The 21680-nt window shown below is 75.5% G+C and carries 16 protein-coding genes; 9 read left to right on the top strand and 7 right to left on the bottom strand.

Features of this window, described 5'->3' with window-relative positions:
• Positions 1-131 precede the first annotated feature (131 nt).
• Genes ACI8AC_RS23230 through ACI8AC_RS23220 form a run of 3 tightly spaced genes read right to left on the bottom strand, consistent with a single transcriptional unit; the run spans position 132 to position 3218 of the window.
• The gene (locus tag ACI8AC_RS23230) at positions 132-974 is read right to left on the bottom strand and encodes a mycofactocin-coupled SDR family oxidoreductase (protein ID WP_456900218.1); all 843 of its coding nucleotides are present in this window, start codon (positions 972-974) and stop codon (positions 132-134) included.
• Positions 975-1004: 30 nt separating this feature from the next.
• Complete coding sequence (locus ACI8AC_RS23225) at positions 1005-2054, bottom strand: LLM class flavin-dependent oxidoreductase (RefSeq protein ID WP_456900217.1); 1050 nt, start codon at positions 2052-2054, stop codon at positions 1005-1007.
• Between the two features lie 30 nt (positions 2055-2084).
• Complete coding sequence (locus tag ACI8AC_RS23220) at positions 2085-3218, bottom strand: acyl-CoA dehydrogenase family protein (protein WP_456900216.1); 1134 nt, start codon at positions 3216-3218, stop codon at positions 2085-2087.
• A 143-nt stretch (positions 3219-3361) separates the two neighbouring features.
• On the opposite strand from ACI8AC_RS23220, the gene ACI8AC_RS23215 reads away from it, so the two are divergent.
• From ACI8AC_RS23215 to ACI8AC_RS23205, 3 genes are read left to right on the top strand one after another with little or no spacing between them, the layout of a single operon-like run.
• Positions 3362-4552, top strand: a complete 1191-nt coding sequence (locus ACI8AC_RS23215; protein WP_456900215.1) for a thiolase family protein — start codon at positions 3362-3364, stop codon at positions 4550-4552.
• Between the two features lie 34 nt (positions 4553-4586).
• The gene (locus ACI8AC_RS23210) at positions 4587-5351 is read left to right on the top strand and encodes an SDR family NAD(P)-dependent oxidoreductase (protein WP_456900214.1); all 765 of its coding nucleotides are present in this window, start codon (positions 4587-4589) and stop codon (positions 5349-5351) included.
• Positions 5348-6118, top strand: coding sequence for a crotonase/enoyl-CoA hydratase family protein (locus tag ACI8AC_RS23205; protein WP_456900213.1), 771 nt, complete (start codon positions 5348-5350; stop codon positions 6116-6118). The genes ACI8AC_RS23210 and ACI8AC_RS23205 overlap by 4 nt, the downstream gene beginning before the upstream one ends.
• A gap of 237 nt (positions 6119-6355) precedes the next feature.
• On the opposite strand, the gene ACI8AC_RS23200 is transcribed toward ACI8AC_RS23205, so the two are convergent.
• Positions 6356-7114, bottom strand: a complete 759-nt coding sequence (locus ACI8AC_RS23200) for a FadR/GntR family transcriptional regulator (RefSeq protein ID WP_456900212.1) — start codon at positions 7112-7114, stop codon at positions 6356-6358.
• A gap of 209 nt (positions 7115-7323) precedes the next feature.
• Between ACI8AC_RS23200 and ACI8AC_RS23195 the strand changes: the two genes are divergently transcribed.
• Entirely contained in the window at positions 7324-7725 is a 402-nt protein-coding gene (locus ACI8AC_RS23195; RefSeq protein WP_456900211.1) for a cupin domain-containing protein, read from the top strand.
• 25 nt (positions 7726-7750) lie between these two features.
• Here ACI8AC_RS23195 and ACI8AC_RS23190 read toward each other — a convergent pair whose 3' ends face one another.
• The 3 genes from ACI8AC_RS23190 to ACI8AC_RS23180 form a co-directional block, all read right to left on the bottom strand.
• Positions 7751-9070, bottom strand: a complete 1320-nt coding sequence (locus tag ACI8AC_RS23190; protein WP_456900210.1) for an AI-2E family transporter — start codon at positions 9068-9070, stop codon at positions 7751-7753.
• A gap of 137 nt (positions 9071-9207) precedes the next feature.
• On the bottom strand, positions 9208-10308 hold the full coding sequence (locus tag ACI8AC_RS23185) for an acetate/propionate family kinase (protein ID WP_456900209.1): 1101 nt from the start codon (positions 10306-10308) through the stop codon (positions 9208-9210).
• On the bottom strand, positions 10305-12749 hold the full coding sequence (locus tag ACI8AC_RS23180; RefSeq protein ID WP_456900208.1) for a phosphoketolase family protein: 2445 nt from the start codon (positions 12747-12749) through the stop codon (positions 10305-10307). The genes ACI8AC_RS23185 and ACI8AC_RS23180 overlap by 4 nt, the downstream gene beginning before the upstream one ends.
• 165 nt (positions 12750-12914) lie before the next feature.
• Here ACI8AC_RS23180 and ACI8AC_RS23175 point away from each other — a divergent pair, with 165 nt between their 5' ends.
• From ACI8AC_RS23175 to ACI8AC_RS23155, 5 genes are all read left to right on the top strand, one after another.
• Positions 12915-15656, top strand: a complete 2742-nt coding sequence (locus ACI8AC_RS23175; protein WP_456900207.1) for an HAD-IC family P-type ATPase — start codon at positions 12915-12917, stop codon at positions 15654-15656.
• 70 nt (positions 15657-15726) lie between these two features.
• Positions 15727-17019 (top strand): hydroxyacid-oxoacid transhydrogenase, encoded by a 1293-nt coding sequence (locus tag ACI8AC_RS23170; RefSeq protein WP_456900206.1) that lies wholly within the window; start codon positions 15727-15729, stop codon positions 17017-17019.
• A gap of 43 nt (positions 17020-17062) precedes the next feature.
• Entirely contained in the window at positions 17063-19879 is a 2817-nt protein-coding gene (locus tag ACI8AC_RS23165) for an FAD-binding and (Fe-S)-binding domain-containing protein (protein ID WP_456900205.1), read from the top strand.
• 29 nt (positions 19880-19908) lie between these two features.
• Positions 19909-20394: a cation:proton antiporter regulatory subunit gene (locus ACI8AC_RS23160; RefSeq protein WP_456900204.1), complete on the top strand. Its 486-nt coding sequence runs from the start codon at positions 19909-19911 to the stop codon at positions 20392-20394.
• A 4-nt stretch (positions 20395-20398) separates the two neighbouring features.
• The gene (locus ACI8AC_RS23155) at positions 20399-21556 is read left to right on the top strand and encodes a cation:proton antiporter (protein ID WP_456900203.1); all 1158 of its coding nucleotides are present in this window, start codon (positions 20399-20401) and stop codon (positions 21554-21556) included.
• Positions 21557-21680: the final 124 nt, after the last annotated feature.

Raw genomic sequence — 21680 nt, 5'->3', positions numbered from 1 at the left:
CTACGAGGGCTTTCTCCTCGACGGCGTCCCCGCGGAGCACAGCGGCGCCGCCGAGCCGGCCGGCATGAGCTGACCGCCCGGGCGGATCGGGAGGGCGCGGGAGACGCGCCCCTCCCGTTCCGTCCGGCGCGTCAGACCAGGAGGGTGCCCATGTCCACCGGCAACGCGGTGCCGGTGACGTACTTGGCCTCGTCGGAGAGCAGGAACAGCACGCCGTCGGAGATGTCACCGGGCTCCACCGGCCCGTGCTCCATGACGTTGGCCATCCACCCGGGAGGAGCGTCGGCCTGCAGGTCCTTGGTGAAGAACTCGTTGACGATCATGGGCGTGCTCACGCCCGCCGGGATGATGGTGTTGACCCGGATGCCGTGCTTGCCCAGGGCCATCGCGTAGTTGCGCATGAGCGCCAGCACGCCGGCCTTGGCCGCGCCGTAGGCCATGTGCCCGGGGTTGAGCATCTCGGTCTTGTAGGCGACACCGCGGAAGGTCGACGTGGACCCGGTGATGACGATGGCGCCGCCGCGACCGCGCTCGACCATGCCGGGGGTGACCGCCCGCAGCGTGTAGAAGACGCCGGAGAGGTTCGTCGCGATCGTGTCGTGCCAGGCGCTCAGCCGCTGGGCGTGCGGGCCGGTCGAGGGCAGGATGCCGGCGTTGGCGCAGACCAGGTCGATGCCGCCGAGGCGCTCCTCGACCTGCGCCACGGCGGCGCTCACCTGCTCCTCGTCGCGCACGTCGCCGGTGATGCCGAGGAACTCCCGGCCGTGCTCGCGGACGAGCTTCTCGGTCTCGGCGAGGTCCTCCGGCGTGGACATGGCGTACTGCACCGAGTCGAACTGGCGGGTGACGTCGATGACCGCGACGTCGGCCCCCTCGGCGGCCAGCCGGACCGCGTGCGAGCGGCCCTGCCCCCGCGCGCCGCCGGTGACGAAGGCGACCTTCCCCTCGAAGCGGTTGCCGCTGGAACGCCCCATGGTTGTCTCCTGTCGGTCGATCGGTTCGGGTCAGGCCGTGCTGGCCGCGGGCACGGGTTCGGGCTGCGGGGTGGGCAGGGCCCGGATGGCGGGCACCACCTCCCGGCCCAGCCGCTCGATGGCGGCGATGGTCTCCTCGGCGCTCATCGACGGCCACTGCGGGCGCAGCAGCAGCGGGTCGACCGGGAAGCGGGTGCACAGGTCGGTGAGCTGCTCGACCACCTCCGCGTCGGTGCCCAGCACCGCGTGCCCGGTCACGGAGGCGACGAAGTCCGCGTCGAGGTCGTCGGCGCTGCCGGCGTGCTTCATGCCCTTCTGCGCGTAGGAGAGGTACTTGCCCTTCGACACCCGGGCGTACTCGACGACCGCCTCCTCCCGGGAGTCGGCGACCAGCACGTTGCGGCGCACCGGCTGCGGCCCGAACGGCTTGCCCCGTGCGGCGAAGCCCTCGCGGACGGCGGCGAAGCGCTCCTCGATCTCGGCGTAGGTGGCCTCGGGGGTCACCGGGAAGGCGTCCCCGAACCGGCCGGCCCGGCGGGCCCCGGCGACGCTCTGCGCGCCGACCCAGATCGGCGGGTGCGGGTCCTGCACCGGCTTGAGGTGCGGGCGGACGCCGTCGAGCTGCCAGAACCGGCCGGAGTGGGTGACCTCGTCCTGGGTCCAGAGCTTGACCAGCAGCTCGAGGATCTCGTCGGTGCGGGCGGCGCGCTCCTTGAACGGGATGCCGAGGTACTCGAACTCCTCGGGCCGGTAGCCGATGCCCGCACCGAAGACCAGCCGGCCCTCGGTGACCACGTCGAGCGTGGCGAGCTCCTCGGCCAGCATGACCGGGTGGTACAGCGGCGCGATCATGATCTGCGTGGCCAGCCGGGTGTCGCGCTCGCACTCGGCGGCGAGCCGGGCCAGCAGCGGCACCGGCTGCAGCCAGCGCAGCTCGCCGTAGAGGAAGTGCTGGCCGATCGCGATGTAGGTCATGCCGTTGCGCTGGGCGGCCTCGACGATCCGGCGCACGTCGTCGAACTGCCGGGCGGGGCTGACGGAGGTGGGGACGTCGGAGAGCAGCATGCCGACGGCGACCATGGGGGACCTCTCTTCCGGGGGACCGGCGGCTCAGCCGCGGGCGGGGCGGGTGAGCGCCTTGGCGAGCTGACCGAGCAGCACCTCGTTGCCGCCCTCGTAGATGCGCATCGGGCGGGCGTTGCGGTAGAGCCGCTCGATCGTCGAGCCGGTGGTCACCCCGAAGCGGCCCATCATCTGCACGCAGCGGTCGGTGACCCGGCCGGCGGCCTCGGTGGCGGCCACCTTGGCCATCGAGGACCAGTCCAGCGCCCCCAGCGGGTCGGCGGCGGCGCGGGTCGCGGCCGCGTAGGTGAGCAGCCGGGCCTGCTCGATCTCGCTCCAGCACGTGCCGAGCATCTGCGGGATCGGGCCGAGCCGGGCCAGCGTGCTGCCGAACTGCTCGCGGGAGGTCGTGTGCGCCACCGCCTCGTCGAGGGCGGCCTGGGCGACGCCCACCGCCGCGCCGGCGACCGACACCCGGAAGGTGGCCAGGGTCTGCAGCACGAGCGGGAAGGCCTGCCCGGGGTTGCCGACACGGGCGTCGGCGGGGACCCGCACGCCGTCGAAGCGCACCTCGCCGATGATGTGGGGGGCGATGAGGTCGGGGCCGGGCGTGACCGTGACGCCCGGGGTGCCGGCCGGCACGAAGACCAGGGAGAAGCCCTGCTCCTCCTTGGCCAGCACGGTGAAGAAGGCCGCGGCCGGTGCGTTGGTGATGAAGGACTTGTGCCCGTCGAGCACCAGCTCGCCGTCCCGCTCGGTCAGCGTCGTGGTGATCGAGCGCAGGTCCGACCCGACGTCGGGCTCGGTGAGGCACAGCGCGGCGATCGCCTCGACCGCGACCACCCGCGGCAGCCACTCGGCCTGCACCCGCGGGGAGGCCGCGACCGACAGCGCGTAGCTGCCGATGCCCTGCATGCCGAACAGCGAGTCCAGGTGCGCCGACACCCCGCCGAAGACCTCGCGGACGACGGTGACGGCCAGCGGGTCGACCCGCTCACCGGCCCCGCCGTGGGCGGCCGGCACGGTCAGCGCGGCCAGACCGCTCTCCTGCAGCGCCTCCCGCATGACCGGGTCGACGTCGGTCGCGGCGTCGGCCTCCCCGGCCCGCCAGCGGACCTTCTCGGCCACCTCGCGGGCCCGCTGCTGGAGCTCGCGGTGGGCGGTGGGCAGCTCGAACGACATCTGGTGGCCCTCCCCGGGTCGCGCCCGGCGTCCCCGCCGGGGTCCGACCGGCCGTCGGGCCGGACGTGGTCGGTATCCATGTTATTGGTGTTCATGGTTATTGTGTCAACGCCCACACCGCCTCCGGAGAGGACGCTACGGACATGACTTCCGCCGTGATCGTCGACGCCGTCCGCACCCCCATGGGCCGGGGCAAGGCCGGGGGTGCGCTGTCCCAGGTCCACCCGGTCGACCTGCTCGCCCAGGTGCTCTCCGCCCTCGCCGAGCGCTCCGGGCTGGACCCCGCCGCGGTCGACGACGTCCTGGTGGGCTGCGTCGGCCAGAACGGCGAGCAGTCCGCCACCCCCGGCCGGCAGGCGCTGCTGGCCGCGGGCTGGCCCGAGACCGTCCCCTCGGTGACCGTCGAGCGCAAGTGCGGCTCGGGTCAGCAGGCACTGGACTTCGCCGTCCAGGGTGTGGTCGCCGGCGCCTACGACGTCGTGGTCGCCGCGGGCGTGGAGTCGATGAGCCGGGTGCCGATGGGTTCGGCCCGCGGGGACGCCGACCCGCACGGGCCCCGGGTGCGCGAGCGCTACTCCCCCGGTCTGGTCCCGCAGGGCATCTCCGCCGAGCTCGTCGCCGAGAAGTGGGGGCTGTCGCGCGAGCAGCTCGACGCCTACGCCGCCCGGTCCCACGAGCGCGCCGCCGCCGCGGCCGCCGCCGGCGCCTTCGACCGGGAGGTGGTGCCGGTGACCACGCCCGACGGGACGGTGACCGCCGACGAGACCATCCGCCCCGGCACGACGTCGGAGAAGCTGGCCGGGCTGAAGCCGGCCTTCGCCACGAGCCCGCACGCCGCCCGCTTCCCCGAGCTGGACTGGAAGATCACCGCGGGCAACTCCTCGCAGCTGACCGACGGCGCGGCCGCGCTGCTGGTCATGAGCGAGGAGCGCGCAGCGGCGCTCGGTCTGACCCCCCGCGGGCGGGTGGTGGCCAGCGCCGTCACCGGTGACGACCCCCTGCTCATGCTGACCGGGCCGATCCCGGCGACGCACCGGCTGCTCGCCCGCTCCGGCCTCTCGATGGACGACATCGCCGCCGTCGAGGTCAACGAGGCCTTCGCCTCCGTGCCGCTGGCCTGGCAGGCCGAGTTCGGCGTGGACGACGCGCGGCTCAACCCCCGGGGCGGCGCGATCGCCCTGGGCCACCCGCTGGGTGCCTCCGGCGCCCGCCTGGCCACCACCCTGCTCGGGTTCCTCGAGGACACCGGGCAGCGGTACGGCCTGCAGACCATGTGCGAGGCCGGTGGGATGGCCAACGCCATGGTGATCGAGAACCTCTCCGCCACGCAGTAGGCGGACGGGACGGACGAGAGCGAAGGGCTGCCGCATGGACGTCACCGCAGGATCCGCCGTCGTCACCGGGGGCGCCTCCGGCCTCGGGCTGGCCACCGCCCGGCGCCTGGTCGAGAAGGGGGTGCCGACCGTGCTCGTCGACCTGCCCTCGTCGGCCGGCGCCGACGTCGCCGCCGAGCTCGGGGGCAAGACGCGCTTCGCCGCCGCCGACGTGACCGACCCCGACGCCGTGGCCGCGGCGGTCGCCGCCGCCGACGAGCTGGCGCCGCTGCGCACGCTGGTGCACTGCGCCGGCCGCGGCGGGGCGATGCGCGTCGTCGACAAGGAGGGCCGGCCGGGCTCGCTGGAGTTCTACGAGTCGATCGTCCGGGTCAACCTGATCGGCACCTTCAACGTGCTCAGCCAGGCCGCGGCGCGGATGGCCGCGCACGAGCCGGTCGAGGGCGAGCGCGGCGTCTGCGTGCTGACCGCGTCGGTCGCCGCGTGGGAGGGCCAGATCGGCCAGCTGCCCTACGCCTCGGCGAAGGCCGGCATCGTCGGGCTCACCCTGGTGGCCGCCCGCGACCTGGCCGGCAAGCTGGTCCGGGTCATGACGATCGCCCCGGGCACCTTCGACACGCCCATCCTCGCCCGGCTGCCCGAGCACGTGCGCGAGTCCCTGGGCCAGATGGTGCCCCACCCCCGGCGCCTCGGCGTCCCCGACGAGTTCGCCCGCCTGGCGCTGGCCATCGTCGACAACCCCATGCTCAACGGGGAGACGATCCGGCTGGACGGTGCGATCCGGATGCAGCCCAAGTGACGGCCGGACCCGAGGTGCTCGTCGAGCGGGACGGCGCCGTCCTGGTCGTCACGATCGACCGGCCGCAGGCGAGGAACGCCGTCAACCGCGCCGTCGCCGAGGGCATCGGGGCGGCGATGGACGAACTGGACGGCGACGACTCGCTGTTCGTCGGGGTCGTCACCGGCGCCGGTGGCACGTTCAGCGCCGGGATGGACCTCAAGGCCTTCCTGGCCGGGGAGAAGCCGCACGTGCCCGGGCGCGGGTTCGCCGGGCTGGTGGAGCGCCCGCCGCGCAAGCCCCTGATCGCCGCGGTGGAGGGCTACGCGCTGGCCGGCGGGTTCGAGATCGCACTGGCCTGCGACCTCGTCGTGGCCGCCGAGGGTGCGTCCTTCGGCCTGCCCGAGGTCAGGCGCGGGCTGCTGGCCGGTGGCGGGGGGCTGCTCCGGCTCCCGGTGAAGGCCGGGCTGCCCAAGGCGACCGAGTGGGCCCTGACCGGTGACCGGGTCAGCGCGGCCGACGCGCACGCGGCGGGCGTGGTCAACCGCCTCGTGCCCGACGGCGAGGCGCTGCCCGCGGCGCTGGAGCTGGCCCGGCAGATCGCCGGCAACGGCCCGCTGGCCGTGCAGGGCACCAAGCGCATCCTCGCCGAGGGCCCGGGCTGGCCGGCCGAGGAGGCCTTCGCCCGGCAGTGGGAGGTCTACGCGCCGATCCGGGCCTCGGAGGACGCGCAGGAGGGCGCGCGGGCGTTCACGGAGAAGCGGGCCCCGGTCTGGAAGGGCCGCTGAGAGGCCGACCACCCCGCCCGACCGCCCGGTGGCAGCGCCGGCCACCCGGCCTGACCACCCGGGGGTGGCGCCGCCCGCCCCGGCGGGCAGGAGACCTCCGGTGTCGGCGCCTACGTCTCTGAGTGCAGCCGCACTCAGAGACGTAGGCGCCCGGCGGCGCAGCGGCCCCGGGCGCCCGACCGGCCACGGCGGCCGACGCCGGCGGCGCACCCGTCCGGGTGCGCGTCCCGCAGGACCTCAGCGCCAGTCGATGACCTGGTCCATCAGCTGCGGGTGCTTCTGCCGGACCCAGTCGGCGTACTCCTGCATGTGGTCGTGCATGAGCCGCTCGGCGGCCTCGGCGTCCCCGTCGGCGATGGCCTGGGCGATGGTGGCGTGCACCTCGAGCACGTGCCGGCGCTCGTCCTTCGGGGAGAGCAGCCCGCTGACCTGGTCGCGGAAGATGTCCTCCAGCGAGACGCTGAACAGGTTCAGCACCGGGTTGCCGGACATCGAGGCCACGCCGCGGTGGAACTCGTTGGTGGCGTCGAAGTAGGTCGCGTCGTCCTCGACGCGGGTGCGGTCGGGGTCGGCGAGCTGCCCGACCAGCTCCTGCCCGCGCCGCTCGGCGGCCAGCCGCGCCATCATCGGCTCGAGGACCAGCCGGGCCTCGATGAGCTGCTGGAACGTCATGCCGCCCAGGTGGAAGAAGAGGGTCGACATGCGGCCGTAGTCGCGGGTCCCGACCTCGATCACCATCGGCCCGCCGTTGCGGCCCGGCTTCATGGTGATCAGCCCGTGCACCTCGAGGATGCGCAGCGCCTCGCGCAGCGACCCGCGGCCGACCCCGTAGTCCTCGAGCATCTGCGCCTCGGAGGACAGCAGCGTGCCGGGCGGGAGCTTGCGCGAGACGATCTCGTGCACGATCTCCTGGGCGAGGGCCTCGGCGACCTTCGCGCCGCGCTTGATCGGCCGTGGGGCCGATCCGTCGGCGCGGGGACGCTGGGCGGGGAGCATGCGCAGAGGGTAGTCGGACCGGGCGGTCCGGACCGCCTCCCGGGGCCCTCATCCCTGGATCTGATGAGCAGGGTTGGCGCGCTCCGTGATCACCACGTCCGGGCGGGGAGGACTAAGCGCCCACGTCGGCGGGCAGGAGCACCCCGTCCCGCCGGGGCGCCGTCCCGGCGCGAGCGCAGCGACAGATCCCGAGGAGAGGAGCCGAGTCGATGGCGTCCGTCATCCACTACACCATCGCCACCGAGGCCGAGAAGCACGACGACTTCCGCCGGGTCCTGTGGACCGGAAAGAACACCCAGCTGGTCATCATGACGATCCCGCCGGGCGGGGAGATCGGCGAGGAGGTGCACGAGGACATCGATCAGATCCTGACCTTCGTCAGCGGGACCGGCGAGGCGCGGATCTCGGGGAACAAGAAGGCGGTCGCCCAGGGCGACCTGGTCGTCGTCCCGGCCGGCACCAAGCACAACTTCGTCAACACCGGCCCCAACCCGCTGGTGCTCTACACCGTCTACGGCCCGCCGGAGCACGCCGACGGCGCGGTGCACCGCACCAAGGAGGAGGCCGACGAGGCGGAGGAGTCGGGGAAGGACGAGCCGCCGACGTCCTGATCCGGCGGCGCGGGCCGCGGGAGGGTCACCCGCGGCCGGCGCCGCTGGCGGTGGCGCCGGCCGGCTGTCGCCGGCGCAACCAGCCCCTGCGGCGCCGCGCGGCGCTCTCGTGGGCGCGGTCGGCGACCGCCACCCCGATCGCGTAGACCACCGCGGTCACCGGCACGGCCAGGATGGCCCCCGCCAGGCCGTAGAGCAGCCCGAAGACGGTGAGCGCGTAGACCGTGGCGAGCGGGTGCAGGTAGATGACCCGCCGCATGATCAACGGCTGCAGGAGGTTGCCCTCCACCTGCTGGACGACGACCACCGCCGCCAGGACCAGCAGCGCGTCGGTGAGGCCGCCGGAGGCGAAGGCGACGACCACCGCTGCGATCCCGGCGACGAACGCCCCCACGATGGGCACGTACGCGCCGAGGAAGGTGAGCAGGGCCAGCGCGAACGGCAGCGGGACGCCGATGACGACGAGCGCGATCCCGATACCCACGGCGTCGATCAGGGCCACCAGCGTGGTGCCGCGGAGGAACCCGCCGAGGGCGGACCAGGCCCGGCGACCGGCGGCCTCGACGCCCTCCCGGCGCGGGGCGGGCACGATCCGCAGGGCGTGCCGGCAGACGTCCTCGCCGTCGTACGCCAGCCAGAACGCGGTGAAGAGGGCCAGGACCACCGCGGTCAGGAAGGCCACCGCGGTGGTCACGCCGGTCACGACCATGCCGCCGCCGAGGAGACCGCCGGGGGGCCCCGATCCGCCGCCGGTGCTGCCCGGGGTGACCTGCGCGATGAGCCCGTCGAAGACCTCGCCCACCTGCTGCTCCGACAGGCCGACCGTGTCGGTGAGGAAGGTCCGGATCCGGTCCAGGCCCTGGGCCAGGGTGGGCCCCAGGGCGCTGAGCTGGCTCCGGATGCGCTGCTCCAGCCACCACACCACCGCCCCGACGAGCGCGAGGAACGCGAGGAGCACCAGCCAGGTCGCCGCCAACCGGGGCAGCCCGTGCCGGTCGAGCCAGGAGACCACCGGCCGCAGCAGCGCGGTCACCAGCAGGGCCGCCAGCACGGTGAGCACGACCGAGCCGAGCAGCACCGCGACCTGGAGCGCGAAGTAGGCGACCGTGCCGACCACGAGGGCCCACAGGCACCACACGCCGGTGGCCCGGGCGCCCGCGGGCAGTGTGGCGAGCGCCCGGGTCAGGGGCCGGGCGTCGGCCGGCTCCCGGGCGGCCCCGTCCGGGGACTGCTCCCCGGGACCGGGCCCGTGGTCGGTTCCCCCGGGCCCGGCCACCCCGGGATCGGTGTCCCCGGGCCGGGTCACCGGTGCCTCCCGGGCCGTGCGGTCGGTGTCGCGCACCATGTCCTCCCCCTGCCCGGCGTGTCGAACGCGCCGAATGCGGCCGTGGTCGGTCCACCGGTTGCCGCGCGGAGGGGCCGCACCCGTGCGCGTCGCCTTTCGACACCGATCCGTCATGGGGCGCAGCGCGCTGCGGGCTGCTAGCGGCCGCCCAGGACCTCGAGCACCTGCCGGCGGACCTCGAGGTCCTCCCGGGCGGTGACCACGACGGTGCGGGCCGCTGCGCCCGGCGCGCTGACGTCGGCGTCGGCGGTCGCCCGCCGGTTGGCCGCCTCGTCCAGCGCCAACCCGAGGTGCGGCAGCCGGGCGGCGAGGTCGGCCCGCACCTGCCAGGCGCGCTCCCCGACCCCGCCGGTCAGCACCAGCAGGTCCAGCCCGCCGGTGGCCGCGGTCATCGCCGCGACCTCGCGGGCCAGCCGGTGCAGGTAGACGTCGTAGGCCAGCGCGCAGTCGGGGTCCCCGGCGTCCCGGCCGGCCAGCACGTCGCGCAGGTCACCGGAGGTGCCCGACAGGCCCTTGAGCCCGGCGTGGTGCTCGAGGACGTCGGCCACCTCGGCCCGGGGCTCGCCGCCGTGCTCCAGCAGCCACAGCAGCAGACCCGGGTCGACGGTGCCCGGGCGGGTGTTCATGACCAGCCCGGCCAGCGGCGTGAAGCCCATCGTGGTGTCCACCGAGACCCCGTCGACGACGGCGGCGAGCGACGCCCCCGCCCCCAGGTGGGCCGAGACGACGCGCAGCCGCGCCGGGTCGGCCCCCACCAGCTCGGCGCCGCGGCGCACCGCGTGGGCGTGCGAGAGCCCGTGGAAGCCGTAGCGCCGCAGGTCGAAGCGGCGGTTCCACTCCCGGGGCAGCGCGTAGGTGCGGGCGGCCGGGGGCAGCGTGGTGTGGAAGGTGGTGTCGAAGCAGGCCACCGCCGGGACGTCGGGCAGCAGCTCCTCGACCGCCCGGATGCCGGCCAGCGCCCGCGGGTTGTGCAGCGGCGCCAGGTGGCTGGTCGCGTACAGCCCGGCGACGAGCATCGGGTCGACCAGCGCCGGCCCTGTGTACCGCGGCCCGCCGTGCACCACCCGGTGCCCGACGGCGTCGACCGCGCCGCAGCCGGCCAGGAACTCCTCGAGCGGCCGGAGGTGGCCCTCCCCCTGCCAGCGCTCCACCGTCCCGGCGGCCGTGACGGTCCCCTCGCCGTCGAGCCGGGTGAGCTTGAGGCTGCTGGACCCGGCGTTGACGACCAGCAGCCTCACGGCTCGGGCTCCCGCAGCGGGTTCCCGCCGGACGTGACCGGGCCGGCCGCGCCGCTCCAGCGCCAGTCCCGGATCTCGGGCACGTCCTCGCCGTGGGCCCGGATGTGCACGCGGTGCTCGATCAGCTTGTCGGTGAGCGCCTCGCGGGCGTGCGCGGAGACCCCGCGCAGCCGCGGGACCCGGTCGATCACGCTGATGGCCAGGTTGAACCGGTCGATCCGGTTCATCACGCACATGTCGAACGGCGTGGTCGTGGTGCCCTCCTCGACGTAGCCGCGGACGTGGAGGTTGTCGTGGTTGGCCCGCCGGTAGGTCAGCCGGTGGATCAGCCACGGGTAGCCGTGGTAGGCGAAGACCACCGGCTTGTCGACGGTGAACAGCGCGTCGAAGGCGGCGTCGGAGAGGCCGTGCGGGTGCTCCCGCTCGTCCTGGAGCCGCATGAGGTCGACCACGTTCACCACCCGGACGCGCAGGTCCGGGAACCAGGCGCGCAGGATCTCCACGGCCGCGAGGGTCTCCATCGTGGGCACGTCGCCGGCGCAGGCCATGACCACGTCGGGCTCGCTCCCGGCGTCGCTGCTCGCCCAGTCCCAGATCCCGATGCCCTTCGTGCAGTGCACGACCGCGTCGTGCATGTCGAGGTACTGCAACGCCGGCTGCTTGCCGGCCACGATCACGTTGACGTACTGCCGGGTGCGCAGGCAGTGGTCGGCCACCGACAGCAGGGTGTTGGCGTCCGGCGGCAGGTAGACCCGGATGACGTCGGCCTTCTTGTTGACCACGTGGTCGATGAAGCCCGGGTCCTGGTGGGAGAACCCGTTGTGGTCCTGCCGCCAGACGTGCGAGGTCAGCAGGTAGTTCAGCGAGGCGATCGGCCGCCGCCACGGGATGCCGTTGGTCGTCTTCAGCCACTTCGCGTGCTGGTTGACCATCGAGTCGACGATGTGGATGAACGCCTCGTAGCACGAGAAGAACCCGTGCCGGCCGGTGAGCAGGTAGCCCTCCAGCCAGCCCTGGCAGGTGTGCTCGGAGAGGATCTCCATGACCCGCCCGTCCGGGGCCAGGTGGTCGTCCTCCGGGCGGCGCTCGGCCATCCAGGCCCGGTCCGTGGCCTCGAGGACGGCGCCCAGCCGGTTGGAGTTGTTCTCGTCGGGGGCGAACACGCGGAAGTTCGCCATGTTGCGCCGCATCACGTCGCGCAGGAAGGTGCCCAGCACGCGGGTCGCCTCCACCGCGCCGGTGCCCGGCTCCGGCACCGGGACGGCGTAGTCGCGGAAGTCCGGCAGCCGCAGGTCGACCAGCAGCTTCCCGCCGTTGCTGTGCAGGTTGGCGCTCATCCGCCGCTCCCCGCCCGGGTGCAGGTCCCGGATCAGCGGCACGGGCGCGCCGGTCGCGTCGAAGAGCTCCTCGGGCCGGTAGCTGCGCAGCCACTCCTCGAGCACCCGCCGGTGGCCGTCGTCCTCGCGGGCGTTGGCGAAGGGCACCTGGTGGGATCGCCAGGAGCCCTCGACGCGGTGCCCGTCGACCTCCGCCGGCCCGGTCCACCCCTTGGGCGATCGCAGCACGATCATGGGCCAGCGGGGCCGCTCGGTGCTGCCCTCCTCGCGGGCCCGCCGCCGGATCGCGGCGATCTCGTCGAGGCAGGCGTCGAGCGCGGCGGCGAACTCCTGGTGCATCCGGGCCGGGTCGTCCCCGGCCACCAGGTACGGGGTGTGGCCGTAGCCGCGCATCAGCTCCAGCAGCTCGTCGTCGCCGATGCGGGCCAGCACGGTGGGGTTGGCGATCTTGTAACCGTTGAGGTGCAGGATCGGCAGGACGGCGCCGTCCCGGCGGGGGTCGAGGAACTTGGTGGAGTGCCAGCTCGCCGCCAGGGGCCCGGTCTCGGCCTCGCCGTCCCCGACGACCGCGGCGACGACCAGGTCGGGGTTGTCGAAGGCCGCGCCGTAGGCGTGCGAGAGCGCGTAGCCGAGCTCGCCGCCCTCGTGGATGGAACCCGGGGTCTCCGGCGCCACGTGGCTGGGGATCCCGCCCGGGAACGAGAACTGGGTGAACAGCCGGTCCATCCCCTCGGCGTCCTGGGACACCTCGGGGTAGACCTCGCTGTAGGTGCCCTCGAGCCAGGCGGCGGCCACCGGGCCGGGGCCGCCGTGGCCGGGCCCCATCACGTAGATCATCTCGAGGTCGCGGGCGGTGATCGCACGGTTGAGGTGCGCGTAGACGAAGGTCAGCCCCGGCGTGGTGCCCCAGTGCCCGAGCAGCCGCGGCTTGACGTGCTCGGGCCGCAGCGGCTCGCGCAGCAGCGGGTTGTCCATCAGGTAGATCTGGCCCACCGACAGGTAGTTGGCCGCCCGCCACCAGGCGTGGACGGCGTGCAGCTCCTCCTCGGACAGCGGGCCGCCGCCCGCCCCCACGACCGCGGCGGCCTCCACCTGCACGTCCATGCCTGCACTCCCGGGGTCGTCGGCGCTGCTCGTCGGGGCGCGGCCGGGCCGGCCCCGGTCCACCGTGCCCGGTCGGGCGGCGGGGGGCCAGCAGGCCGGGCGTCCCGAGGGCCCGGGTCCTAGGTCACTGTCCGGCCGGCCGCCGGGCTGCGGACGCTCGGGAGCATGACCTCCCCGGCCCAGGACGTGCGCGCCGCCGGCGACCGGGCGCACCACGAGCTGCCCGCCCACGAGGTCCTGCTGCTCCTGGAGACCTCGCCCGAGCGCGGGCTCTCCGGCGCGGAGGCCGCCCGGCGGCGGGCGGCCGTGGGCCCGAACACGCTGCCGCGGGTCGACCAGCGCGGGCCGGTGCTGCGCTTCCTGCTGCAGTTCCACCACCCGCTGGTCTACGTGCTGCTCGCCGCGGCCGCGGCCACGCTGGCGCTCGGCGACGTCGTCGACGCCGGGGTGATCCTGGCCGTGGTGCTGCTCAACGCCGGGATCGGCTTCGTGCAGGAGTCCCGCGCCGAGCGGGCCCTCGACGCCCTCATGGCGATGGTGCGGGCCGAGGCCACGGTGGTGCGCGACGGCCGGTGGTCCCGCGTCCCCTCCGACGAGCTCGTGCCGGGCGACGTCGTGGTGGTCGAGGCCGGGGACAAGGTGCCGGCCGACCTGCGGCTGGTGACGGTGCGCGAGCTGCAGGTCGACGAGTCGGCGCTGACCGGGGAGTCGCTGGCCGTGGCCAAGTCCCCCGTCGAGCTCCCGGCGGCCACGACCCTGGGCGACCGCGCCAACATGGCCTGGTCGGGCAGCCTGGTGACCCGCGGCCGGGGCCGGGGGGTGGTGGTCGCCACCGGCGGGGACACCGAGATGGGCCGCATCCACCGCCTGGTCGGCGAGGCCCGGGCCCTGGAGACCCCGCTCACCAGCAAGATCGGCCGGTTCAGCCGGGTGCTCACCGTGGTCGTCCTCGGGCTGGCCGGGCTGACCTTCGCCCTGGGCACGGTGCGCGGCGAACCACCGGCCGACATGCTCACCGCGGCTGTCGCCCTGGCCGTCGGCGCGATCCCCGAGGGGTTGCCGGCCGTCGTCACCATCACGCTGGCCATCGGGGTGGCGCGGATGGCGCGCCGCCGGGCGATCATCCGGCGGCTGCCGGCGGTGGAGACGCTCGGCAGCACCACGGTCGTCTGCACCGACAAGACCGGCACCCTGACCGCCAACGCCATGACCGTCACCGCGGTGGTGGCCGGCGGCCGGGCGTACGCGGTCACCGGCAGCGGGTACGCCGCCGAGGGGCGGGTGCTGCTCGGCGGGGAGCCGGCCGACCCGGCCACCGACGCCGCGCTGCGCGAATGCCTGGTCGCCGGCGCGCTGTGCAACGACAGCCGGCTGACCGACCGGGCGGGCACCCGGCAGGTGGTCGGCGACCCCACCGAGGCCGCGCTGCTGGTCTCGGCGGAGAAGGCGGGCCTGGACCCGGCCGCGCAGCGGGCGGTGCTCCCCCGCGTCGACGCGATCCCGTTCGACTCCGACCGGCGCTGGATGGCGACCCTGCACGCGGACGGGGACGGCCGCGTCGTCGCCTACGTCAAGGGCGCCGTGGAGCGGCTGCTCGACATGGCCGTCGACGAGCTGCGTGCCGACGGCAGCACCGCGCCGGTGGACGCCGACGCCGTGCACCGCGTGACCGGCGAGCTGAGCGGGCAGGCGCTGCGGGTGCTGGCCACGGGCCGCGTGGAGCTGCCCGCCGGCACCACCGGGCTGCCCGAGGAACTCCTCGCCGGCCGGGTCACCCTGCTCGGCGTCCAGGGGATGCTCGACCCGCCGCGCCCGGCGGCCCTCACCGCGGTGGCCGCCTGCCGGGAGGCCGGCATCCAGGTGAAGATGATCACCGGCGACCACGCCGGCACCGCCCGGGCCATCGCCGGGCAGTTCGGCCTGGGGGACGGCGGGGCGGGCGGGGAGGTCCCGGTGGTGACCGGCGCCGAGCTGGCCGGCCTGCCGGCCGACGAGCTGCCCGAGGTCGCGCGCCGCACCGCGGTCTTCGCCCGGGTCGACCCGGAGCAGAAGCTGCGGCTCGTCGAGACCCTGCAGGCGCAGGGCCACGTGGTGGCGATGACCGGCGACGGGGTGAACGACGCGCCCGCGCTGCGCCGGGCCGACATCGGGGTGGCCATGGGCCGGGGTGGCACCGAGGTGGCCAAGGAGGCCGCCGACATGGTGCTCACCGACGACGACTTCGCCACCGTCGAGGCCGCCGTCGAGGAGGGGCGCGGCGTCTTCGACAACCTCCGCAAGTTCATCGCCTTCATCCTGCCGACCAGCTTCGGGCAGGGCCTGGTCATCCTCGTCGCGGTGGCCCTGGCCGCGACCCTGCCGGTGCTGCCGGTGCAGGTCCTCTGGGTGAACATGACCACCGCCGTCGCCCTGGGCATCGTGCTGGCGTTCGAGCCGCTCGAGGAGGGGATCATGCGGCGGCCTCCCGTGCCGCCGTCCCGGCCGCTGCTGACCCGGGAGCTGGCCGGGCGGATCGTGCTGGTCTCCGCGCTCATGGTGGTCGGGGCGTTCGGCCTCTTCGAGTGGGCGCTGGCCCGGGGCGAGCCGCTCCCGGTCGCGCGCACGGTGGCGGTCAACGTGTTCGTCGTCGTCCAGGTCGCCTACCTGCTCACCTGCCGGTCGCTGGAGCGCTCGGTGCTCGCCGTCGGCCTGCTGACCAACCGGTGGCTGCTGGCCGGGGTGACCGCCATGCTGGCCCTCCAGCTGCTGTTCACCTACGCCCCGTGGATGAACACCCTGTTCGACAGCGCACCGGTCGACCCGGTGTGGTGGCTGTGGGTGACCGGCGTCGGCGTCGTCGTGTACGCGGTCGTCGAGGCCGAGAAGGCGCTGCGCCGGTCGCGCCGCCGCCGGTCCGCTGGACCCTGAGCGCACCCGGCAGCACACTCGCAGGCGCCGCACCCGGCCCGTCAGCGTCGACCGAGAGGGTCCCCCCACGATGCCGTCCAGCTACTCCCCCGCCTCCCCGGAGAGCGTGTTCACCTACGGCGCGCCGCACCTGAAGTTCGGCCCCGGCGCCTCCGACGAGATCGGCTACGACCTCAGCCAGACGGGGGCGAGGCGGGTCCTCGTCGTCACCGACCCCGGCGTGGCCGCCACCGGCCACCCGCAGCGGGTGGCCGACCAGATGGACCGCTTCGGCATCGAGGCCGTGGTGTACGACCGGGCGCACGTCGAGCCCACCGACGAGAGCCTGAAGGCCGCCGTCGACTGGGCCCGCGAGAACGGCCCGTGGGACGCCTTCGTCGCGGTCGGCGGCGGGTCGAGCATCGACACCGCCAAGGCCGTCGACCTGCTCACCACCAACCCCGGCGAGCTCATGGACTACGTCAACGCCCCGGTCGGCGGCGGCCGTGCGCCGGTCAACCCGCTGGCCCCGCTGGTCGCCGTCCCCACGACCACCGGCACCGGGGCGGAGAGCACCACGATCTGCGTGCTGGACGTGCTCTCCCTCAAGGTCAAGACCGGCATCAGCCACGCCCGCCTGCGGCCCGCGCTGGCGGTCGTGGACCCCGCGCTCACCCGCAGCCAGCCGGCCGGCGTGACCGCCGCCTCCGGGATGGACATCCTCTGCCACGCGCTGGAGAGCTACACCGCCCGGCCCTACACCACCTACGAGCGCAAGCAGCCCGAGCAGCGGGTGCCCTACTGCGGCGCCAACCCGATCGCCGACATGTGGTCGGAGAAGGCGATGACCCTGCTGGCCGGCTCCTTCCGCCGGGCGGTGCGGCACGGCGAGGACGAGGCCGCCCGGGCCGACATGGCCATGGCCGCGACCTTCGCCGGGATGGGCTTCGGCAACGCCGGGGTGCACATCCCGCACGCCAACGCCTACCCCATCGCCGGGCGGGTCAAGGACTTCCACCCCAAGGACTACCCCGCCGACGAGCCGATGGTGCCGCACGGCATGTCCGTCGCCCTGACCGCGCCGGAGGCCTTCCGGTTCACCTTCGACGCCGACCCGGAGCGGCACCTGCGCGCCGCCCGCCTGCTCGACCCGGCCGCCGAGCAGACCGACGACCCGCGCGAGTTCCTGCCCGCGGTGCTCACCGCGCTGATGCGCGACATCGACATCCCCGCCGGGCTGGGCGCGGTGGGCTACGACGAGGGCGACGTCCCCGACCTGGTCGAGGGCGCGATGAAGCAGCAGCGGCTGCTGGCCACCGCGCCCCGGGACGTCACCGAGGACGACGTCGCCGGGATCCTGCGGCGGTCCATGCACCTGTGGTGACCCCGCGGCGACGCGGCTCGGCGCCGCGTCCGACACTGGCGGCGTGACCGCGACCGACGCCGACCTGCTCGCCGCGCTCGACCGGGCGGGGGTGGCCGACGCCGACGCCTCCGGCCTGGCCCGGGCGCTCTACTCCTCCGACGGCTCGCTGTACCGGGTGCTGCCCCGGGTGGTGGTCCGCCCCCGGCACGCCGACGAGATCGACGCGACCCTCGCGGTGTGCCGGGAGCTCGGCGTCCCGCTCACCGCCCGGGGCGCCGGCACCTCCATCGCCGGTAACGCGGTCGGCCCCGGCGTCGTGCTCGACACCAGCCGGCACCTCGCCCGCGTGCACGGGATCGACGCGGAGGCCCGGACGGCGACCGTGGACCCGGGCGTGGTGCAGGTGGCGCTGCAGGCGGCGGCCCGCCCGCACGGGCTGCGCTTCGGCCCCGACCCGAGCACCGCCAACCGGTGCACCGTCGGCGGGATGATCGGCAACAACGCCTGCGGCTCGCGGGCGCTGGGCTACGGCCGGACGTCGGACAACGTGGTGGGCCTCGACGTGGTCACCGGCACCGGGGAGCGGCTGCTCCTCGACGGCGGACCCGCCGTCGGGGACGGGCTGACCGGCCGGCTGCGGCGGCTGGTCGACGGCGACCTGGCCCTCGTCCGCACCGAGCTGGGCCGCTTCGGCCGGCAGGTCTCCGGCTACGGCCTGGAGCACCTGCTGCCCGAGCGCGGCTCCGACCTCGCCCGCGCCCTGGTCGGCAGCGAGGGGACGCTGGCGCTGGTGCGGCGGGCCACCGTCCGGCTGGTCGCCGACGCGCCGTACCGGGGGCTGGTCGTGCTCGGCTACCCGACGATGGCCGACGCCGCCGACGCCACCCCGGCGCTGCTGCGGCACGGGCCCACGGCCGTGGAGGGGCTCGACCAGCGGATCGTGCAGCGGCTGCGCGACGTCCCGGCGGCCGTGGTGCCCGAGCTGCCCCGCGGCGGCGGCTGGCTGGTCGTCGAGGTCACCGGGGACACCGCCGCCGAGGTCGAGGACCGCGCGGGCCGGGTGCTGGCCGACGCGGCCGCGCTCGACGCGATGGTGGTGACCGACCCCGCCGAGGCGGCGGCGATCTGGCGGATCCGCGAGGACGGCGCCGGCCTGGCCGCCCGCACGCCCGACGGGCGCCCGGCGCACGCCGGGTGGGAGGACGCCGCCGTCCCGGTCGAGGGGCTCGGGGACTACCTGCGCGGGTTCGAGGCGCTGCTCGACGAGCACGGCCTGCAGGGCGTCCCCTACGGCCACTTCGGCGACGGCTGCGTGCACGTGCGCATCGACTTCCCCCTCGGCGCCGGCCCCGACCGGGGCCGCGGCGCCTACCGCGCCTTCGTCACCGACGCCGCCGCGCTGGTCGCCCGGCACGGCGGGTCCATGTCCGGGGAGCACGGGGACGGCCGGGCCCGCAGCGAGCTGCTCGGCCACATGTACTCCCCCGCGGCGCTGGGCCTCTTCGCCCGCGTCAAGGGGCTGTTCGACCCCGACGACGTGCTCAACCCGGGGGTGCTGGTCCGGCCCGCCCCGGTGGACGCCGACATCCGGGTGGCCGACGCCCCCCGCCGCAGCGCCGGCCTGGCCTTCGCCTACCGGCACGACGGCGGCGACCTCTCCACCGCGGTGCACCGCTGCACCGGGGTCGGGAAGTGCCGCGCCGACCTGCCCGCGGCCGGCGGGGTCATGTGCCCGTCGTGGCCGGCCACCCGGGAGGAGAAGGACACCACCCGCGGCCGGGCCCGGGTGCTGCAGGAGATGCTCGCCCCCGGCGGCCCGGTGCGCGACTGGCGCTCCCCCGAGGTGCACGCGGCGCTGGACCTGTGCCTGTCCTGCAAGGGCTGCTCCCGGGACTGCCCGACCGGCGTGGACATGGCGACGTACAAGGCCGAGGTCCTGCACCAGACCTACCGGCGGCGGCTGCGCCCGCGCGCGCACTACACGCTGGGCCGGCTGCCCCGCTGGGCCGACCTCGCCGCGCGGGCGCCGCGGCTGGTCAACGCGGTGATGGCCTCCCGGCTCGGCGGCCGGCTGGCCAAGTGGGGCGCCGGGGTGGACCAGCGCCGCGACCTGCCCGCCTTCGCCGGCCGGACCTTCCGCGCCCGGTGGGCCGACCGGGCGCCGGGGGCCTCGACCGGGGCGCCGGTGGCGCTGTGGGTGGACTCCTTCACCGACCACTTCGCCCCGGAGGTGGCCGAGGCCGCCGTCACCGTGCTGGAGCGGGCCGGCTACCGGGTTCAGGTGCCGCCGGCCGAGACCTGCTGCGGGCTGACCTGGATCACCACCGGGCAGCTCGACGCCGCCCGCCGCACGCTGGCCCGCACCGTGGAGCTGCTCGCCCCCCTGGCCGCGGCCGGGGTGCCGGTGGTCGGCCTGGAGCCCTCCTGCACCGGGGTGCTGCGGCACGAGGCCCGCGAGCTCGTCGGCGGGGAGGCCGCCGAGGCGGTCGCGCGCGCCACCCGGACGCTGGCCGAGCTGCTGCGCGACACCCCCGGCTGGTCGCCGCCGTCCCTCGCCGGGCTGGAGGTGGTGGCCCAGCCGCACTGCCACCACCACGCCGTGCTCGGCTGGGCGGCCGACGAGCGGCTGCTGCGCGACGCCGGCGCCGCGGTGCGCCGGGTGGGCGGCTGCTGCGGGCTGGCGGGGAACTGGGGGGTCGAGCGGGGCCACCACGACGTGTCGGTCGCCATCGCCGGCCAGCAGCTGCTGCCCGCCGTCGCCGAGGCCGGCCCGGACGCCGTCGTCCTGGCCGACGGGTTCTCCTGCCGCACGCAGCTCGACCAGCTGGCCGGGCGCACGTCCCTGCACCTGGCCCAGCTGCTGGCCGGCCGGGCCTGACCGGCGCCGCGGTCTGCGACGATGCGGGCGTGGAGCTCGAGGAGACCCTGCTGCCCGGCGTCGGCGTCCGCTACGAGCTGCAGACGCGGGCGGGCCAGGTGCTGGCCATCGTCGTGCAGCGCGACGGCGGAGCGGAGGCGGCCGTCTACGACCGCCGCGACCCCGACCGCGCCCTCGGGGTGGTGCGCCTGGAACCCGAGGAGGCCGACGCGGTCGCGGAGGTGCTCGGCGCGCCCCGGCTGACCCAGCGCTTCGCCGACCTGTCCAAGGAGGTGCCCGGGCTGGAGTCCGGGCGCTTCCCGATCCGGCCGGGCTCGGCCTTCGCCGGCCGGCCGCTGGGCGACACCCGGGCCCGGACCCTCACCGGCTGCTCGATCGTGGCCATCGTCCGCGACACCGACGTCGTCCCCTCCCCCGGCCCCGGCGACCTGCTGGAGCCGGGGGACGTGCTGGTCGCGATCGGCTCGGAGTCCGGGCTGGAGCAGCTCGAGCACCGGCTGGCCCGGCCGGCCTGAGCCGGTGGAGCACGTCGCCGCACTGCTGCTGGAACTGGGCCTGCTCTTCCTCGGGCTCGCCCTGCTCGGCCTGCTCGCCCGCCGGGTGCAGCTCTCGCCCGTCCCGTTCGTGCTGCTCGCCGCCCTCGCCCTGGGGGACGGCGGCCTGGTGCCGCTGACCACGGCCCAGCCGTTCATCGAGGCGGCCGCCGAGATCGGCGTGGTCCTGCTGCTCCTGGCGCTGGGCCTGGAGTTCTCCCCCGACGAGCTGTTCGGCTCGCTGCGCCGCCACGGCCCCTCGGGCCTGGTCGACCTGCTGCTCAACGCACCCCCCGGCTTCGTCGCCGGACTCCTGCTCGGGCTGCCCTGGGAGGGGGCGCTGGCGCTGGCCGGCGTCACCTACATCTCCTCGTCGGGGATCATCGCCCGGCTGCTCGGCGACCTGGGCCGGCTGGCCAACCGGGAGACGCCGGCGGTGCTGTCGGTGCTGGTGCTCGAGGACCTCGCGATGGCGCTGTTCCTACCGCTGCTCGTGGTGGCCCTCGCCGGCGCCGGCCCGGCCGCGGCCGCCGGGGGGATCGGGCTGGCCGTCGGGGCCGTCGTCGTGGTGATCCTGGCCGCCCAGCGGCACGGGCACCGGCTCGGCCGGCTGATGGCCCACCCCGACGACGAGCAGGTGATGCTGCGGCTGGTCGGGCTGACCCTGCTGGTGGCCGGGCTGGCGCAGGCGCTGGGGGCCTCGGCCGCGGTCGGCGCCTTCCTCGTCGGGCTGGCCCTCCCGGAGTCCTTCGCCGACCGCGCCCGGGCCATCCTGGGGCCGCTGCGCAACCTGTTCGCCGCGACCTTCTTCGTGGCCTTCGGGCTGACCACCGACCCCGGGGAGGTGCTGCCGGTCCTGCCCGCCGTCCTGCTGCTGGGCGTGGTCACCGCGGTGACCAAGGTGGCCACCGGGTGGTTCGCCGCCCGCCGGGACGGCGTCGCCGTCCCCGGCCGGCTGCGCGCGGGCACGGCCCTGGTGGCCCGCGGCGAGTTCTCCATCGTCATCGCCGGGCTGGCGGTCGCCGCCGGCATCCCCGAGCTGGGCCCGGTGGCCACCGGCTACGTGCTGCTGCTGGCCGTGCTCGGCCCGGTGCTGACCCGCTTCGCCGAGCCGCGCGGCCTGCGCCCGGCCCTGCCCCGCTGACCCCCTGTGATCCCAGCCGCCCCTCGATGATCAGGTGACCTGGTCGTCGCCGGGGCGGGGGGGGCGCCGGGGGGGGGGGCGGGGGGGGCGCCGGGGGGCCGCCGCCCCGAGGCGGGGCGGGGCC

Source organism: Geodermatophilus sp. SYSU D00758 (assembly GCF_054049955.1).
The sequence above is the reverse complement of the archived record's forward strand: the minus strand, read 5'-3'. Positions and strand labels throughout refer to the sequence as shown.

Coding starts and splice junctions, on each gene's coding strand:
- ACI8AC_RS23230 (WP_456900218.1), bottom strand. CDS start 974: ATGGGGCGTTCCAGCGGCAACCGCTTCGAGGGGAAGGTCGCCTTCGTC.
- ACI8AC_RS23225 (WP_456900217.1), bottom strand. CDS start 2,054: ATGGTCGCCGTCGGCATGCTGCTCTCCGACGTCCCCACCTCCGTCAGC.
- ACI8AC_RS23220 (WP_456900216.1), bottom strand. CDS start 3,218: ATGTCGTTCGAGCTGCCCACCGCCCACCGCGAGCTCCAGCAGCGGGCC.
- ACI8AC_RS23215 (WP_456900215.1), top strand. CDS start 3,362: ATGACTTCCGCCGTGATCGTCGACGCCGTCCGCACCCCCATGGGCCGG.
- ACI8AC_RS23210 (WP_456900214.1), top strand. CDS start 4,587: ATGGACGTCACCGCAGGATCCGCCGTCGTCACCGGGGGCGCCTCCGGC.
- ACI8AC_RS23200 (WP_456900212.1), bottom strand. CDS start 7,114: ATGCTCCCCGCCCAGCGTCCCCGCGCCGACGGATCGGCCCCACGGCCG.
- ACI8AC_RS23195 (WP_456900211.1), top strand. CDS start 7,324: ATGGCGTCCGTCATCCACTACACCATCGCCACCGAGGCCGAGAAGCAC.
- ACI8AC_RS23190 (WP_456900210.1), bottom strand. CDS start 9,070: ATGGTGCGCGACACCGACCGCACGGCCCGGGAGGCACCGGTGACCCGG.
- ACI8AC_RS23180 (WP_456900208.1), bottom strand. CDS start 12,749: ATGGACGTGCAGGTGGAGGCCGCCGCGGTCGTGGGGGCGGGCGGCGGC.
- ACI8AC_RS23175 (WP_456900207.1), top strand. CDS start 12,915: ATGACCTCCCCGGCCCAGGACGTGCGCGCCGCCGGCGACCGGGCGCAC.
- ACI8AC_RS23170 (WP_456900206.1), top strand. CDS start 15,727: ATGCCGTCCAGCTACTCCCCCGCCTCCCCGGAGAGCGTGTTCACCTAC.